This window comes from Spirillospora sp. NPDC029432, from assembly GCF_040703975.1.
Taxonomy (GTDB): domain Bacteria; phylum Actinomycetota; class Actinomycetes; order Streptosporangiales; family Streptosporangiaceae; genus Spirillospora.
On record NZ_JBEZWH010000089.1, the window covers coordinates 13916 to 29860 of the forward strand.

The following is a 15945-nucleotide window of genomic DNA, read 5'->3' on the forward strand; positions in this document are numbered from 1 at the left end:
GCAGAGGGAAAGGCCGGCGAACCATGACGTTCAACCCGCTCGAGCACCGGGGCATCCCGCTCGACCGCCAGATCCGCAACTGGAGCGAGCTCAACGTGTCCCCCGTGGACCCCGACCGGTCCGACCCGTACACCAAGTGCCGCATCATCACGATGAACGGCATCGAGGTCGAGGCCATCATGTTCAGCCACCACTTCAACCGGGTCTGCCCGGACATGGAGGTCAAGCGGCGGCTGGCCGAGGTGCGCTACATCGAGCAGCAGCAGCAGAAGGCCGTCAACTGGCTGCTGCCCGGCCAGGCGTCGGTGCTGGAGACCACCATCGCCTACGAGCAGGTCGCGGTGGACCTGACCGGCTGGGTCGCGCGGATGGAGCCCGACCCGTACCTCAAGCAGGCCTACCAGTTCGGGGTGCTGGAGGACTTCGACCACCTGTACCGGTACGCCAACCTGTACGAGATGATCGAGCACCGCAAGGCCGAGAAGCTCATCGAGGACCTGACCGAGGTCATCCCGGGCCGGCCCACGATCCGGCACCACCGCGCCCCGGCCGACAACGTCCGCGAGCCGTACGACCGCGCCACCGCGGCGCCGATCTCCAAGCTGCACGCGCTGACGATCATGTCGGCCGAGCAGCAGACGATGAACTTCTACATGAACGTCGGCCCGATGTACATGGAGCCGATCGCCCGCCAGCTCTACCAGGAGATCGGCCTGGTGGAGGAGGAGCACGTCACCCACTACGAGTCCCTCGTGGACCCGGGCGAGACCTGGTGGGAGCGGCTCGTCAACCACGAGTACAACGAGTGCTACCTCTACCACTCGTTCATGGAGACCGAGTCCGACCCGGGCGTGAAGGCGATCTGGGAGCTGCACCTGAACATGGAGCTGGAGCACCTGCGGATCGCCTGCGACCTGATGCGCCGCCACGACGGCCGCGACCCGGAGAGCGTCCTCGCGCCCGCGCTGCCCCGGCCCCTGACGTTCGAGCCGAACAAGGAGTACATCCGCGAGCTGCTGGCCACCCAGATCGACCTGACCACGCTCGGCGCCGGGTACGTCAGCGAGGCGCACGAGCGGTTCGAGGAGATGCAGCGGCAGATCAACGGCGACGAGAAACCGCCCAGCGAGCGCGTCATCGACCAGCACCGCGAGATGTTCGGCGGCGAGTACCGGCTGTCCACCGACGGCCCGCACCCGGTCGCCGCCCTCCAGGAGACCCGCCGCTGACCGGTCAGCGGTCGGAGGCGGGCCAGACGTACGGGAGGTCGGCGGGCACTCCGGGGAAGAGCGGGCCGTAGAAGTCCGGGTCCTTGCGGACCAGCGACGAGCGGTGGCTGAGGTGCAGGGCCGGGTCGCCCAGCCAGGGCGGCAGGTCCCCCGCCTCGGCCAGCTCGCGCTGGTCCCGCACGCGCTCCACGCCCCGGGCCGCGCGCAGGTCGGTGCCCAGCGTGGCGGCGCAGGTGTCCCGGCGGCCCGCGCCCGTCCACTCCCGGCAGATCTCCAGCCCGTAGCGGACCAGCGCCTCCTCGTACCCGCGCCACATCAGCACCGCCGGGTGGCGGCGCCAGCCGTACCCGGGGACGGTGAGCCCGCGCAGCACCTGGACGGTCTCGACCCGCTGCTTGCCGAGCCGACGCGGGTCCAGGACGCGGGCCGACGCGGCGAAGCCCTCGTACGGCAGGAACGTCTGCACCCCTCAGGGCTCCTCGCGGATGACCGCCTCCGCGGGGCGGCGGACGCCGGCCGGCTCGAAGCCGGCGGGCGCGCCGAGCCGGAAGAGCGCCTGCGGGTACCGGCCGCCGCAGAAGCGGGTGCGGACGAACTCGCGCAGCTCCGGGACCTCCAGCGGCTGCGTGTGGAACGCGGCGGCCAGGCCGTCCTCGGCGTGGGCGCGCAGCAGCACCCGCTGGAGCGCCTGCCCGGCCCGGACCCGGTCGTACGGGGTGTCGCCCGGCGTGGTGACCAGCATGACCAGCCCGGTCTCCGGCTCGTCCCCAGCCGTGTCGGCCGTGCCGGCTGTGTCGGCTGTGCCCCAGTCGTGGCCGCGGGCGAACTCGCGCGGCGCGAACCCCGCCCGGGGCGGCCGCTCCGGGTACGCCTCCTCGTGGACGCCCTCGGGCCGGGTGCTGCCGGGCGGCGGCGCCCAGCGGGCCTCCTCGGCGACGTACGCGGGGTTCATCCGCTGGACGTGCGCGGCGGCCTGGGTGAGCGCACCCAGCGCGGCGGAGGTGTGCGGCTCCACGGCCTGCTCCAGCCATGCCCCCTCCCGCTCGGCCTCCAGCTTCAGCAGGGGCGGCAGGGCCGGGCGGATCTCGGCGGCCCGGAAGGGGCCGCGGTGGGTGCGCCGCTCCCGCACGGCGCCGTAGAGGCGGCGCGCGTCCTCGTCGCGGGCGCGGTCCTCCGCGCGGCCGCCCAGGACCACGTCCGCGATCAGGTGCGGCCGGTCCGGGTCGGGCAGCACGCGGACGTCCGGGTCGTACCCGAGGGCCAGCGCCGCCACCCGCAGCGTCAGCAGCGCCGCGCCGCAGCTGATCAGCATCTCCCGGCCGTCGGGGTCGGCGGCGCCGAGCCGCCGGTCGGCGTCGGCGCGCAGCGTGATCCGCGGCCCGCTCAGGCCGAACGTCCACGGCTGGGTGTTGTGCACCGACGGCGCCCACAGCGCCGCCTCCGCCGCCTCGCGCGCGCCGTCCCGCACGTCCTGCCGTTCCGTCGCCATGAGGCCGCTCCGTTGCCGTGTCGGATGATCGGGTCGGTGATCGGGTCGAGTGGTCAGGAGGCCCGTTCCCAGCCGCGCTGGACGGGCCTCGAACCGAGCCGCTCGTCGCGGCTGCGGTAGACGATGTAGGGGTGGGTCAGGTAGCCGACGGGGGCGGTCAGCATGTGCACCAGCCGGGTGAACGGCCAGACGCAGAACAGCGCGAGCGCGCTGAGGGCGTGCAGCCGGAACAGGATCGGCACCCCGCTCATCAGCTCCCCGTCGGGCTGGAGGTAGAAGATCGAGCGGAACCACGGGGAGACGGTCTTGCGGTAGTCGTAACCGCCCTCGAAGACGTTGGCCGCGACGGTGGCCGCCAGCCCGAGCACGATCGCCAGGGTCAGCATCGCGTACATGAGCTTGTCGTTGCGGGTGGTGGCGGAGAAGACGGGCCCGACCGTGCGGCGCCGGTAGATCAGGATCGCCAGCCCGCCCAGGGTGCAGACGCCGGCGACGGTGCCCAGCACCACGGCCGTGACGTGGTAGGCGTGCTCGCTGATCCCCAGGTCCTCGGTGAGCCAGTCCGGGACGACCAGGCCGCCGACGTGCCCGAGGAGGACGACCAGGACGCCGAAGTGGAACAGCGGGCTCCCGACGCGCAGCAGCCGCCGCTCGTACAGCTGCGACGAACGGGTCGTCCAGCCGAACTTGTCGTAGCGGTAGCGCCAGACATGCCCGAGCACGAACACCAGGAGGGCGACGTAGGGGAAGACGACCCACAGCAGCACATCGGTCACGGTCACGAGCGGACCTCCAGGCGGTCGGTCACGAACACGGGCCCCGGGCCGGTGGCGGCGGCGTCCGCGCCGTACGGGGCGAGGCCGACCTCCTCCTCGGGCGGGCCCTCGGCGGCCAGGCGCGCGACGGCGTCGCGGTCGTCGCCGGCCAGCGGCGGCAGCGTCGCCGAGACCGCCTCCAGGACGGCCGCCCACGGCGAGCGGGAGTCGGCCAGCGCCAGCCGCAGCAGCTCCAGCCCGGCGCGGTGCTCCAGCAGCAGCCGGCGCCCCTCCCGCGGGTCGCCGGTCGCGGCGAACTCCAGCACCACGGCCAGGTGGTCGGGCAGCTCGGAGTCGTCCAGGCGCAGGCCCGCCGCCGCGTAGACCTGCTTGAAGCGCAGCAGCGCCAGACCGCGCTTCCGGGTGTCGCCGTACGCGTAGTACGTCAGGTAGAGGCAGCCCCGCTTGCGGTGGTCGAACGTCGCCACGTACTCGGTCGCGAGCTCGTCCTCGGGCGTGGCGTCCAAGTGGTCGAGGAAGCGGCCGAGCGGCCCGGCGACCGGCGGCGGCAGCGCGGCGACGGCGCGGCGCAGCAGCGGCCGCCGGTCCAGCAGCGCGGCGTCGGGATAGCCCAGCAGCAGCGACGCCGCCTGCCACGCCGTGGCCAGCGCGGCGTCGTCGAGTGCGGTCCCCTTGCGCGGTCTTCTCATCGGCCGTCCTAGGGCTTCGGCTCGGTCTCGGCGGCACCGGAGTCGGCGGGCGGGTTGCCGGGACGGTCGGGGAACAGCCCCGGCGGGGTGCCCTTGCCGTCCCAGTTGAGGAGGTTGACGCGCCGGTGCTTGTCGGCCGGGTCGACGGGGCCGTCGGCGGTCTGCCGCTGCCTGAGCATGTGGAAGTTCTCCACGGCGATCGGCGGGGCGCCGCCGGACTGCTCGCCGAACGGCCCCGAGTCGATCATGCCGGGGCCGCCCTCGTAGTCCAGGCTGCACTCGGTCGCCAGCTCCTCCAGCTTGTGCGCCTGCTCGGCGTGCGCGGTGGGGATGACGTAGCGCTCGTCGTACTTGGCGAGCGCAAGCAGCCGGTACATCTCGTACATGGACTCGCCGGTCATCCCCACCCGGGCCGGGATGTCCTCGTCCGGCTCGCGGCCGAGGTTGATGTCGCGCATGTACGAGCGCATCGCCGCCAGCCTGCGCAGCACCGCGTCCACCGGCGCGGTGTCGCCCGCGGTGAACAGCTGCGCGAGGTAGCCGATCGGGATCCGCAGCGCCTCGATGGCGGCGAAGAGGTTGCCCGGGTTCTCGGCGTCGTGCCCGGTGTCGCGGACGACGTCGACGACCGGGGACAGCGGCGGGACGTACCAGACCATCGGCATCGTCCGGTACTCGGGATGCAGCGGCAGCGCGACCTTGTAGGTGTTGATGAGCGCGTACACCGGCGACCGCCGCGCGGCCTCGATCCAGTCGCGCGGGATTCCGTCCCGCTCGGCCGCCGCCGCGACCTCCGGGTCGGCCGGGTCGAGGATCAGCCCGCGCTGCGCCTCGTACAGGTCGGTGTCGTCGGGGGTGGACGCGGCCTCCAGCACCCGGTCGGCGTCGTACAGGACGAGGCCGATGTAGCGCAGCCGTCCCACGCACGTCTCCGAGCAGACGGTGGGGATGCCGACCTCGACGCGCGGGAAGCAGAACGTGCACTTCTCGGCCTTGCCGGTGCGGTGGTTGAAGTACACCTTCTTGTACGGGCAGCCCGACACGCACATCCGCCAGCCGCGGCAGCGGTCCTGGTCGACCAGCACGATGCCGTCCTCGGTCCGCTTGTAGATCGCGCCGGACGGGCAGGACGCCGCGCAGCTGGGGTTGAGGCAGTGCTCGCAGATCCGCGGCAGGTAGAACATGAACGTCTGGTCGAACTCGAACCTGACCTTCTCCGAGATCTCGGACAGCAGCACGTCCCGGTCGCCGTGGTCGGGCGCCCCGCCGAGGTCGTCGTCCCAGTTCGCCGACCAGGTGATCTTCATGTCCCGGCCGGACAGCAGCGACTTGGGCCGCGCGACGGGGGTGTGCTCCTGGAGCGGGGCGCTGGTGAGCGTCTCGTAGTCGTAGGTCCAGGGCTCGTAGTAGTCGTCGATGCCGGGCAGCTTCGGGTTGGCGAAGATCGTCGCCAGCTTGCGGATCCGGCCGCCGCCCTTCAGCGCCAGCCGGCCGCGCCGGTTGAGCGTCCAGCCGCCGCGCCACTTCTCCTGGTCCTCGTACCGGCGCGGGTAGCCCTGGCCGGGGCGGGTCTCGACGTTGTTGAACCAGACGTACTCGACGCCGCCGCGGTTGGTCCACGCCTGCTTGCACGTCACCGAGCACGTGTGGCAGCCGATGCACTTGTCCAGGTTCATCACCATGGCCATCTGGCCCATGACGCGCATGTCTAGTACGTCACCTCCTGCGAGCGGCGGCGGATCACGGTGACCTCGTCGCGCTGGTTGCCGGTCGGGCCGAGGTAGTTGAACGCGAACGACAGCTGCGCGTAGCCGCCGATCAGATGGCTCGGCTTGATCAGCAGCCGGGTCAGCGAGTTGTGCATGCCGCCGCGGCGGCCGGTGGTCTCGGCCCGCGGCACGTCGATCAGCCGGTCCTGGGCGTGGTACATGTACGCGGTGCCCTCGGGCATCCGGTGCGAGACGATCGCCCGCGCGACCACGACGCCGTTGCGGTTGACCGCCTCGATCCAGTCGTTGTCGCGGACGCCGATCTTCGCCGCGTCCTCCTTGCTCAGCCAGACGGACGGGCCGCCGCGCGACAGCGACAGCATGAACAGGTTGTCCTGGTACTCGGAGTGGATGGACCACTTGTTGTGCGGGGTCAGGTACCGGACCGCGATCCCGAGCCCGCCCTGCTCGCCGGGGCGCGGCTCGCCGAACAGCCGGTGCATGTCCAGCGGCGGCCGGAACACCGGCAGCTGCTCCCCCAGCTCGGCCATCCAGTCGTGGTCGAGGAAGAAGTGCTGGCGGCCGGTCAGGGTGTGCCACGGCTTGAGCCGCTCGACGTTGATCGTGAACGCCGAGTAGCGCCGCTCGGAGCTCTCGGCGCCCGACCACTCCGGCGAGGTGAAGACCGGGGTGGGCCGGGCCTGGGTGTCGGCGAAGGTGATCCGGTCGTCGCCGTGGTCGGCGGCCAGGTCGGCGAGCGGGGTGCCGGTGCGCTCCTCCACGTTCCGGAACCCCTGGACGGCCAGGCGGCCGTTGGTGGTGCCCGACAGCGCGAGGATGGTCTCGCAGGCGTGCACGTCGCGAACCAGCGAGGGCCGCCCGTCGGCGGGGCCGCCGCGGATCGTCCCGTTCCGGGCGCGCAGGTACTCGACCTCGCGGGCCAGGTCGAACGTCACCCCCTTGGTGGCGGCGCCGAGCTCCTCCGCGAGCGGGCCGAGCGCGGCCATCCTCGCCGCGAGCGCCGGATAGTCGCGCTCGACGACGATCAGCTTCGGCATCGTCCTCCCGGGGACGGGCTCGCACTCCCCCGCCGCCCAGTCGGCGACCCGGCCGTGCGGGGTGGCCAGCTCGTCGGGGGTGTCGTGCAGCAGCGGCGCCGCGACGACGTCCTTGCGCACCCCGAGGTGCCGCTCGGCGAGCCGGCTGAACGCCCGCGCGATCGTCTGGAACGAGTCCCAGTCGGTGCGGGTCTGCCACGGCGGCGAGATCGCCGGGTTGAACGAGTGCACGAACGGGTGCATGTCGGTGGTGCTGAGGTCGTGCTTCTCGTACCAGGTCGCGGCCGGCAGCACGATGTCGGAGTAGATCGTGGTGCTGGTCATCCGGAAGTCCAGCGACAGCAGCAGGTCCAGCTTCCCGGCGGGCGCCTCCTCCCGCCACGTCACCTCGCGCGGCCGCGCCTCCGGCGGCGCCTCGGCGGCCCGGACGGAGGAGTCGGTGCCGAGCAGGTGCTTGAGGAAGTACTCGTTGCCCTTGGCGGACGAGCCGAGCAGGTTGGCCCGCCAGACCGTCAGCACGCGGGGGAAGTTCTCCGGGGCGTCGGGGTCCTCGCAGGCGAAGCGCAGCCGCCCCGCCTTCAGCTCGTCCACCACGTGGTCGGCGGCGGACCGCCCCGCCGCCTCGGCCTCGTCGGCCAGGTCGAGCGGGTTCCGGTCGAACGTCGGGTACGACGGCATCCAGCCCAGCCGGGCGGCCAGCGCGATGGCGTCGGCCGTGGACCGGCCCGCCAGCGCCCCGCTCCCCGTCGCGGCGGCGAGGGTGTCGGCGCCGAACGGGTCGTACCGGAACTGGTCGGTGTGCAGGTACCAGAACGCGGTCCCGATCATCTGCCGCGGCGGCCGGGACCAGTCCAACGCGCCCGCGAGCTGCGCCCAGCCGGTGACCGGCCGGCACTTCTCCTGCCCCACGTAGTGCGCCCAGCCGCCGCCGTTGACGCCCTGGCAGCCGGTCAGCGTGGTCAGCGCCAGGAACGCCCGGTAGATGGTGTCGGAGTGGAACCAGTGGTTGGTGCCCGCGCCCATCACGATCATCGACCGGCCGCGCGACTCCTCGGCGTTGGCGGCGAACTCCCGGCCGATCCGCGCCGCCGCCTGCGCGGGGACGCCGGTGAACGTCTCCTGCCAGGCCGGGGTGTACGGCTCGGACGCGTCGTCGTACCCGGACGGCCACGTGCCCGGCAGGCCGTCCCGGTACACGCCGTACTGGGCGAGCATGAGGTCGTACACCGTGGTGACCAGGTGGCCGGCGACGCGCCGTGCCGGGACGCCGCGGCGCAGCAGCCCCGGCGACCCGTCGGGGGCGTCGAACCGCGCCAGCTCGACGGGCACGCCCGGCTCGGGGCCGCCCTCCATCGACAGCAGCGGGTCGATCTCCCCCAGGTCCAGGTTCCACCGGCCGGCGCCCGCGTCCCCGTACCGGAACCCCAGCGACCCGCCGGGCACGGCGGGCCGCCCGGTCACCGCGTCCATCAGCACGGTCTTGAACGCGGCGTGCTCGGAGCGGGCCTCCGCCCCGGGCAGGTCCTCGGCGGTGAGGAACTTGCCCGGCACGTACCCGTCGCCGGCCGCGTTCGGCTCCAGCCGCACCAGGAACGGCAGGTCGGTGTACCTCTTCACGTAGTCGGCGAAGTACGGCACCCGCCGGTCGGCGAAGAACTCCTTCAGCACGACGTGGCCCATCGCCATCGCCAGCGCCCCGTCGGTGCCGGGCTGCGCGGCGAGCCACTCGTCGGCGAACTTGACGTTGTCGGCGTAGTCGGGCGAGACCGCCACGACCTTCTGCCCCCGGTAGCGCGCCTCGGTCATCCAGTGCGCGTCCGGGGTGCGGGTCACCGGGAGGTTGGACCCCCACATGATCAGGTAGCCGGCGTCCCACCAGTCCCCCGACTCGGGCACGTCGGTCTGGTCGCCGAACACCTGCGGCGAGGCCACCGGCAGGTCGGCGTACCAGTCGTAGAACGACAGCATCGTCCCGCCGAGCAGCGACACGAACCGCGACCCGGCCGCGTGCGACACCATCGACATCGCCGGGATCGGCGAGAACCCGGCGATCCGGTCGGGCCCGTACTCCTTCACCGTGTGCACGTGGGCGGCGGCGATCATCTCGGTGACCTCGTCCCAGGACGCGCGCACCAGCCCCCCGTGGCCGCGGGCCGCCTTGTAGCGCCGGGACCGTTCCGGATCCGACACGATCTCGGCCCACGCCTCGACCGGGTCGCCCGTCCTCGCCTTCGCCTCCCGGTACATGCCGAGCAGCACGCCCCGCACGTACGGGTAGCGGACGCGGGTCGGCGAGTAGGTGTACCAGGAGAACGCCGCGCCGCGCGGGCAGCCGCGCGGCTCGTACTCGGGCCGGTCGGGGCCCACCGAGGGGTAGTCGGTCTGCTGCGCCTCCCAGGTGATGATGCCGTCCTTGACGTACACCTTCCACGAGCACGAGCCCGTGCAGTTCACCCCGTGCGTGGAACGCACCACCTTGTCGTGCGACCACCGGTCCCGGTAGAACGCGTCCGCGCGGCGCCCGCCCTTCCTGGTCAGGGTGCGCAGGTCGGGGGACACCTCCGTGCCGGTCATCCGGGTGAAGAACCTGCGGGTCCCCACCAGCGCGTCCGTCACCGGACCGTCGATCGCCGCCTTGCCCGGCCGCCGCCGCGCGCCAGAACTCAAGCCCGCTCCCCTCTCCGGGACATCTCATCGGCCGCGCCGCGGGACGCCTGCCGCTCGTTCACCGCGTGCCGCACGCCGGTGAGGGTGAGGACCCCGGCCGCGCCCGCGACGACGGCGAGCGCCAGCAGGCCCGCGACGTAGCTGCCGAACGCCCCGTAGATCGACCCCATGACCAGCGGCGGGACGAAGCCGCCCAGGCCGCCGGCCGCGCCGACGATCCCGGTGACCGAGCCGACCTGGTTCGCCGGGGCCATCAGCGCCACCAGCGCGAACACCGCGCCGCTGCCGGCGCCCAGCGCGGCCGCCATCGTCAGGAACGCGATCGTGCCCAGCGGCATCAGCGGCGGCGCGAACGCCTGCACGGCGGCCGCCACCACGACCGCGATCAGGCAGATCTCCATGACCTTCACGGCGCCGACCCGGTCCGACAGCCAGCCGCCGGCCGGGCGCATCAGCACCGCCAGCAGCACGAACCCCGCCATCCGGTTGCTGGCGTCGGTCGGCTCCAGGCCGTACTGGGACTTCAGGTAGGTGGGCAGGTACACCGAGAACGCCACGTACCCGCCGAACGCCACCGCGTACAGCGCCGACGCCTGCCAGGTGACCGGCAGCCGCAGCGTGGCGGCCACCCGCTCGGTCATCGGCCGGTCGGGGACGGTCCGGCCCGGCGCCTCGCGCAGCACCAGCCAGGCCGCCACCGCGTAGAGCGCCAGCAGGACGGCGGTCACGACGAACGGCGCCGCCATGCCCGCGCCGTCCACCATCGGCACGGTCGTCAGCGCCCCGATCGCGGTGCCGCCCATGCCGGCGCCGAACACGCCCGTGGCGAACCCGCGGCGCTCGGGCGGGTACCAGGCGTTCACGAACGGCACCCCGACCGCGAACGTCGTGCCGCCGATCCCGAGGAAGAACCCGCCGATCAGCAGCGCGGCGAGGGAGGAGTGCCCCAGCAGCCCGATGTAGAGGACGGGGACGATGGTCGCCGCCGACACCAGCGGGAACATCACCCGCCCGCCGTACCGGTCGGTCAGCGCCCCGACCGGGATCCGGCCCAGCGAGCCGACCACGACCGGCACCGCCACCAGCAGCGCCTGCTCGAACGAGTCGAGCCGCAGGTCCTCCTGGAACCGGGGGCCGAGGGGGCTGAGCAGCGCCCACGCCCAGAAGTTGATCGCGAATCCCAGCGTGGCCATCGCCAGCATCACCGCCGGCCGGCCGCCCGCCTCCCGTTCCGTGCGGCCCGCTCCGGGGGCCGCCCGCGAACTGCCCATCCCGCACCTTCCGCTCGTACCGGCGGTAGCAATACCTGACGGCATTGCCAGTTGTGCGGGTGCTTAATCACCATGTTGATCAAACGTCCGGCACGGGTCCCGATCCTCACGGACCGGTCCCCGCGCACGGTAGGGACCTTCGTCCCCTCCCCGAGAGGACGGAGATCCCTGCTCGGACGCCGTGCCGCTCAGACGCCGTGCTCGGCCTCGAGCTCGGCGAGCAGCCTGCCCTGGCCGGCCAGCAGGTCGGTGAGGATGCGGCGGGCCGCGCCCATCAGCTCCCCCACGTCCCCGCCGGCCAGCTCGTACATCACGGTCGACCCTTCGCGGCGCGCGGTCACGATCCCCGCCCGGCGCAGCACTGCCAGCTGCTGGGACAGGTTGGAGGCCTCGACCTCGATCGCGGCCAGCAGCTCGCGAACCGGCTTCGGCCCCTCGCACAGCAGTTCCAGGACGCTGATCCGCACCGGATGCCCCAGCGTCTTGAAAAGCTCGGCCTTGGCCTGGGTCAGCTGAACCTGCACGGTCAGCTCTCGGTCCCGCCCTCGGCGCGCTCGGCGGCGTCGTCGGCCGCCGGCCCGGTGTCGCCCGCGCCGCCGGAGACGCCCGCGCCCACGCCCATCTCGCGGCGCAGCCGCTCCAGGTCGGTGCCCCCGCCGCTGTACTTCAGCTTGCGCGCGACCTTCGTCTGCTTGGCCTTCGCCCGACCTCGTCCCACGTCGCTCCGACCTCCCTCGACGACAACTTCACTCATTGAAGAATTTATCAACTGAACAGAGCGCCCGGTCCAGGATCGCGGAAAAACGTGGCGCGGATCCGGCCCGCGCGGCGGGCGTCCGCCCTTCGCCGGCCTCCCCGGAGGCCGGCGGAACCGGGCCGGGCCTTCTCACATCGGAGTCACCGGCGATAACGTACGGTATCCGTGAAACTGGGGGAATGACGGCTGTGACCGGACAGGGCCAGAGCGAGCAGGGGGCCGCCGCCCCGCCGGACGTGATCGCCGCGATCGAGCATGCCCTGTCCACGGCGGCGCTCGCCTGGAACCGCGCCGACCAGGGCCTGGAGGAGCACGTCTCGCCCGTCCAGCTGCGGGCGGTGGAGGCGCTGGCCCGGCACGGCGAGGTCAACCTGCGCGGGCTGGCCGCCGAGCTGGACGTGATCCCGTCCTCGGCGAGCCGGCTGTGCGACCGGCTGGAGGCCGCCGGCCTGCTGATCAGGGAGAACGCGCGGGCGGACCGGCGGGAGATCGTGCTGCGGCTGAGCCCGCGCGGCGAGGAGCTGTACGCCGCGCTCACCCGGCGGCGCCGCGCGGTGGTCGCGCACGCGCTGTCCCGGATGTCCCCCGGCTCCCGCGCGCGGCTGCTGGACAGCCTGCAGGAGTTCGGCCGGGCGGTGGCGCCCGGCGAGGTCGCCGAGCCGGGCGAGCGGCAGCGCCGCCGGGCCTGACCGGTTCGCCGTACGGCGACGTATTTGCCATGTGACAAGTTTTTTGCCACGCTTCCTCCGGAACGCGCGGGCGGCCCTCCATGGCCGGCCTCCGGACACGGTCACGGCCCCGGTCCCGCCGCGACGGAAGGCTCGATGAACGTTCATGGAACCGGGGCGCGCCGCCCCGAACTGGTGGAGCGCGCGCTGCGCGGCACGCCCGCGCACTCGCTGCCCGAGGCGCTGGCCACGGCGGTCGGCGAGCTGTTCCCGGCGGCCGGCCCGGCCCGGATCCTGCTGGCCGACTACCACCTGCGCGTGCTGCTCCCCGCCGACCGCGCGCTGCCCGGCGACCCCGAGCGCGAGGCCGTGAACGTCCACGGCACCGCCGCCGGCCGCGCGTTCGCCTCGCTGGCGCCCGTCCTGGACCCCGGCCCCGGGCACGTGCTGTACGTCCCGGTGACGGCGCGGGGCGAGCGGCTCGGCGTGCTGGCCGTCCCGTTCACCGCCCCGTCCGAGGAGGCCGACCGCGCCGACCTGGCCGAGATCGGGCGGCTCACCGGCGAGGCCCTGGCCGTCGCCTGGAACCACACCGACCGCTACGAGCGCGCCCGCCGGCACCGCCGGCTGTCGCTGGCGGCCGAGCTGCAGTGGCAGCTGCTGCCCGGCCAGGGCTGCGCGGGCGACGAGTTCAGCCTGGCCGGGCATCTGGAGCCCGCGTACTCGATCGGCGGCGACGGCTACGACTGGTCCAGCGAGCCCGACCATCTCGCGCTGACCGTCATCAACGGCGCCGGCACCGGCATCCGGGCCGCGCTGCTGACGTCCCTCACCCTCGGCGCGCTGCGCAACGCCCGCCGCTCGGGCGCCGACCTGTCCGAGCAGGTCAGCCTGGCCGGCGACACCGTCTACGGCCGGCACGGCGGCGAGCAGTTCACCGAGACGCTGGTGATGCGGATCGAGCTGGCCTCCGGCCTGGTCTCGGTGATCGACGCCGGGTCGCCGCGGATCCTGCGGATGCGCGGCCCCCAGGTCACGCCGATCGAGCTGGAGCGGCAGCTGCCGCCCGGCATGTTCGCCGACACCGAGTACCACCCGGAGCACTTCCGCCTGCTGCCCGGCGACCGGCTCGTCATCGTCAGCGACGGCGTCTTCGGCGGTGACGGCGGCGACGGCGACGCGTTCCCGGTCGACCGGGCGGTCCGCCGCACCCGGCTGCTGCCCGCTCCCGAGGTGCCGCCGTCGATCATCGCGGCCCTGGTCGAGCACCGCCGCGGCCGCGACCTCACCGACGACGCCGTCGTGGTCTGCCTCGACTGGAAGGGCGCCGCTACCCGGACGGCAGGCGGTGCAGATCCCGCAGGACCTGGTCGATGACCGCGTGCCGCTCGGTGGACGGGTAGGCCGGTCCGCCGGGCACGATCCGGAGCCGGAACCCGCCTCCGGCGACCGCCTCCCAGCTCCGCGCATCGGCCCGGCCGGCCGCCGGGTCGCGCTCGCCGACGATCGCGGTGACCGGGCAGCGCACCGGCCCCGCCCCCTCCGGTGCCGGGCTGCCGGAGACGAACAGGTGGACGGGCCCGCTCCCAGCGTCCTCCAGCCCGCGCGCCGCCGCGTGCGCGACGGCGGCGCCGAACCCGTGCCCGAACAGCGCGTACGGCGCGGGCACCCGCTCGCCCACCAGTTCCCGCAGCGCGGCCGCCAGCCGGGCCGGGTCGTCCGCGCCGTCGGCGTACTGCACCGCCCGTACCTCGATGTCGTCGGGCAGCAGTCCCGGCCAGAACCGGAAGAACGCCGCCGACTCGCCCGCGGGCGGCAGCGCGACCAGGCGGAGCGCGGCCCCCGGCCGCGGCCGGTGGACGCGCGTCCAGAGGTGATCGTTCACCTTTCCCTTCCCTTCCCCCGTTAATTAGGTAAGGCTAACCTAAGCTTCCAGCGAAGTGCCCCCTTTCCGGGTAAAAACCCCGGCTCCGGGCGAGCACCGGTCCAATTCCGGCCAGCCCGTGGATCTTGGGGGCGGGCTCTGCGACCTTGGACGGAGCGCGGCCCCGGCCGCGCCCGGAAGAGCGGGGGTCCTCGCGCATGCGCCTGCTGGTCGCGGCGGCACTGGTCATCTGCCTCGTGGCCGCGGGATGCGGGAGTTCCGGAGACTCGTCCATCCTCGCCAAGCAGACGCTGGTCGCGGGCGTGCGGCCGGACCTGCCCGGCCTCGCCGTGCGCCGGCCCGACGGCGGGTTCGAGGGGCTGGACGTCGACGTCGCCCGGCACGTGGCGGCGGACATGGGCAAGCGCGTGCGGTTCGTCTCCGCGCCGGCGGCCGACCGCGAGCGGATGCTGCACGACGGCGCGGCCGACCTGGTGCCGACGTTCTGGATCGAGCCGGAATGGCAGACCCGGCTGGCGTTCGCGGGGCCGTACTACCTGTCGTACCAGGACATCCTCGTACGGTCGGACGAGAAGCGGGTGGACCACGTCCGCGACCTCAAGGGCCGCAGGCTGTGCGCCGTGACCGGATCAGGGGCGGCCGAGCAGGTGACCAGGGAGCGGCAGGTGGCCGCCGTGCCGGTGCCCGCCCGCAGCTACGACGCCTGCCTGGCCATGCTCAAGGACGGCCGGGTCGACGCGATCACCACCAACGACACCATCCTGGCCGGGCTCAAGATGCGCGAGCCCGGCGAGTTCCGCCTGGTGAACGCCCGCTTCGGCGAGCGGCGCACCGGCATCGCCATGCGGATGGGCGATCCCGGCGGCTGCGAGGCCCTCAACAAGGCGATCACGCGGATGTACCAGGACGGCACGATGGCCCGGCTGATGCGCAAGTGGTTCGGGAGGTCGGGGCTGGACCTCTCGACCGTGGCGGTGCCCCAGTTCGAGGGCTGCCTCTGACCGCCGTCCCCATAGGACCTCCACATTTTCCCGGCGGAACGGCCATATCCCACCGCTTGAGTGGTCTCAGCGGCGCGGGAGGCCGCGGAACGTCGAGAACGGGAGGCCCGAATGGAGACGAAGGTCCGCGAGAGCGCGTTCGTCGGCTGGCTGCGCGGCTTCGAGGAGGAGGCCGCCGCGCGGGCCGCGGCCGGGGACCCGGACTGGGCGCGCGGCGCGCGGCTGGAGCCGAGCGTCGTGCGCAGCCTCCAGCGCTTCCAGGTCGGCGAGGACGGCGACGGCGCGTTCCTGATCGGCAAGGCCGTACGGGCCGGGGACCCGGAGTACGCGGCGGCCGTGCGGCTGTTCGTCGCCGAGGAGCAGAACCACGCCCGCATGCTGGGCCTCCTGCTGGAGGCGGCGGGCGCGCCGACGATCGGGGCGCACTGGAGCGACTCGGTGTTCGTGCTGGCGCGCCGGGCGATGGGGCTGCGGCTCGAACTGCTCGTGCTGATGGTCGCCGAGGTGGTCGCGGTCGCGTACTACCAGGCCCTGTACGAGGGCACCGCCGACCCGCTGACGGCGGAGGTGGCCCGCCGGCTCGTCGGGGACGAGCGGCGGCACATCCCGTTCCACTGCCGGCGGCTGCGCGAGGGGATCGGCGGGCCGGCGCGGACCGCGATGATCGCGTTCTGGCGGGTGCTGGTGGCCGGCGGCGCCCTGGTCGTCGCCGCCGGTCACGGCCGCGCCCTGCGCCGGCTGGGCCG

The 15945-nt window shown here is 73.4% G+C and carries 15 protein-coding genes; 5 read left to right on the forward strand and 10 right to left on the reverse strand.

Annotated elements, in window-relative coordinates; all coding sequences use genetic code 11:
* The first annotated feature begins 23 nt into the window (after positions 1-23).
* Entirely contained in the window at positions 24-1229 is a 1206-nt protein-coding gene (locus tag AB0881_RS37885; protein WP_366625173.1) for a hypothetical protein, read from the forward strand.
* A gap of 4 nt (positions 1230-1233) precedes the next feature.
* Here AB0881_RS37885 and AB0881_RS37890 read toward each other — a convergent pair whose 3' ends face one another.
* The 9 genes from AB0881_RS37890 to AB0881_RS37930 form a co-directional block, all read right to left on the reverse strand.
* Positions 1234-1695 (reverse strand): MSMEG_6728 family protein, encoded by a 462-nt coding sequence (locus AB0881_RS37890; protein ID WP_366625175.1) that lies wholly within the window; start codon positions 1693-1695, stop codon positions 1234-1236.
* A gap of 3 nt (positions 1696-1698) precedes the next feature.
* The gene (locus AB0881_RS37895) at positions 1699-2718 is read right to left on the reverse strand and encodes a hypothetical protein (RefSeq protein WP_366625177.1); all 1020 of its coding nucleotides are present in this window, start codon (positions 2716-2718) and stop codon (positions 1699-1701) included.
* Between the two features lie 53 nt (positions 2719-2771).
* The gene (narI, locus tag AB0881_RS37900; protein ID WP_366625179.1) at positions 2772-3500 is read right to left on the reverse strand and encodes a respiratory nitrate reductase subunit gamma; all 729 of its coding nucleotides are present in this window, start codon (positions 3498-3500) and stop codon (positions 2772-2774) included.
* Positions 3497-4183 (reverse strand): nitrate reductase molybdenum cofactor assembly chaperone, encoded by a 687-nt coding sequence (narJ, locus tag AB0881_RS37905; protein ID WP_366625181.1) that lies wholly within the window; start codon positions 4181-4183, stop codon positions 3497-3499. The genes narI and narJ overlap by 4 nt, the downstream gene beginning before the upstream one ends.
* An 8-nt stretch (positions 4184-4191) precedes the next feature.
* The gene (narH, locus tag AB0881_RS37910) at positions 4192-5889 is read right to left on the reverse strand and encodes a nitrate reductase subunit beta (RefSeq protein WP_366625183.1); all 1698 of its coding nucleotides are present in this window, start codon (positions 5887-5889) and stop codon (positions 4192-4194) included.
* A gap of 2 nt (positions 5890-5891) precedes the next feature.
* The gene (locus AB0881_RS37915) at positions 5892-9617 is read right to left on the reverse strand and encodes a nitrate reductase subunit alpha (protein ID WP_366625185.1); all 3726 of its coding nucleotides are present in this window, start codon (positions 9615-9617) and stop codon (positions 5892-5894) included.
* Complete coding sequence (locus AB0881_RS37920) at positions 9614-10888, reverse strand: MFS transporter (RefSeq protein ID WP_366625187.1); 1275 nt, start codon at positions 10886-10888, stop codon at positions 9614-9616. The genes AB0881_RS37915 and AB0881_RS37920 overlap by 4 nt, the downstream gene beginning before the upstream one ends.
* A gap of 188 nt (positions 10889-11076) precedes the next feature.
* Positions 11077-11412: a metalloregulator ArsR/SmtB family transcription factor gene (locus AB0881_RS37925; RefSeq protein ID WP_366625189.1), complete on the reverse strand. Its 336-nt coding sequence runs from the start codon at positions 11410-11412 to the stop codon at positions 11077-11079.
* 2 nt (positions 11413-11414) lie between these two features.
* Entirely contained in the window at positions 11415-11606 is a 192-nt protein-coding gene (locus tag AB0881_RS37930; protein ID WP_366625191.1) for a DUF3073 domain-containing protein, read from the reverse strand.
* Positions 11607-11824: 218 nt separating this feature from the next.
* Here AB0881_RS37930 and AB0881_RS37935 point away from each other — a divergent pair, with 218 nt between their 5' ends.
* Both AB0881_RS37935 and AB0881_RS37940 read left to right on the forward strand, forming a co-directional pair.
* A complete protein-coding gene (locus AB0881_RS37935; RefSeq protein WP_366625193.1) occupies positions 11825-12334 on the forward strand; it encodes a MarR family transcriptional regulator in 510 nt (169 codons plus the stop codon).
* A gap of 135 nt (positions 12335-12469) precedes the next feature.
* Positions 12470-13690 carry a PP2C family protein-serine/threonine phosphatase gene (locus AB0881_RS37940; RefSeq protein WP_366625195.1) on the forward strand — a complete coding sequence of 407 codons (1221 nt, stop codon included), beginning with the start codon at positions 12470-12472 and terminating at the stop codon, positions 13688-13690.
* Here AB0881_RS37940 and AB0881_RS37945 read toward each other — a convergent pair.
* A complete protein-coding gene (locus AB0881_RS37945) occupies positions 13644-14198 on the reverse strand; it encodes a thioesterase domain-containing protein (RefSeq protein ID WP_366625197.1) in 555 nt (184 codons plus the stop codon). The two genes, AB0881_RS37940 and AB0881_RS37945, sit on opposite strands and share 47 nt — an antisense overlap.
* A 197-nt stretch (positions 14199-14395) precedes the next feature.
* Here AB0881_RS37945 and AB0881_RS37950 point away from each other — a divergent pair, with 197 nt between their 5' ends.
* Positions 14396-15199: a transporter substrate-binding domain-containing protein gene (locus AB0881_RS37950; protein ID WP_366625199.1), complete on the forward strand. Its 804-nt coding sequence runs from the start codon at positions 14396-14398 to the stop codon at positions 15197-15199.
* A gap of 111 nt (positions 15200-15310) precedes the next feature.
* Positions 15311-15945, forward strand: a 635-nt coding sequence (locus AB0881_RS37955; protein ID WP_366625201.1) for a ferritin-like domain-containing protein, incomplete at its 3' end; no start/stop codon positions are given.

Excerpts from the sequence above, each read along its gene's own strand:
- AB0881_RS37940 (WP_366625195.1), top strand. The coding sequence starts at position 12,470 with ATGAACGTTCATGGAACCGGGGCGCGCCGCCCCGAACTGGTGGAGCGC.
- AB0881_RS37895 (WP_366625177.1), bottom strand. The coding sequence starts at position 2,718 with ATGGCGACGGAACGGCAGGACGTGCGGGACGGCGCGCGCGAGGCGGCG.
- narH (WP_366625183.1), bottom strand. The coding sequence starts at position 5,889 with ATGCGCGTCATGGGCCAGATGGCCATGGTGATGAACCTGGACAAGTGC.
- AB0881_RS37920 (WP_366625187.1), bottom strand. The coding sequence starts at position 10,888 with ATGGGCAGTTCGCGGGCGGCCCCCGGAGCGGGCCGCACGGAACGGGAG.
- narJ (WP_366625181.1), bottom strand. The coding sequence starts at position 4,183 with ATGAGAAGACCGCGCAAGGGGACCGCACTCGACGACGCCGCGCTGGCC.
- AB0881_RS37935 (WP_366625193.1), top strand. The coding sequence starts at position 11,825 with ATGACGGCTGTGACCGGACAGGGCCAGAGCGAGCAGGGGGCCGCCGCC.
- AB0881_RS37885 (WP_366625173.1), top strand. The coding sequence starts at position 24 with ATGACGTTCAACCCGCTCGAGCACCGGGGCATCCCGCTCGACCGCCAG.
- AB0881_RS37950 (WP_366625199.1), top strand. The coding sequence starts at position 14,396 with ATGCGCCTGCTGGTCGCGGCGGCACTGGTCATCTGCCTCGTGGCCGCG.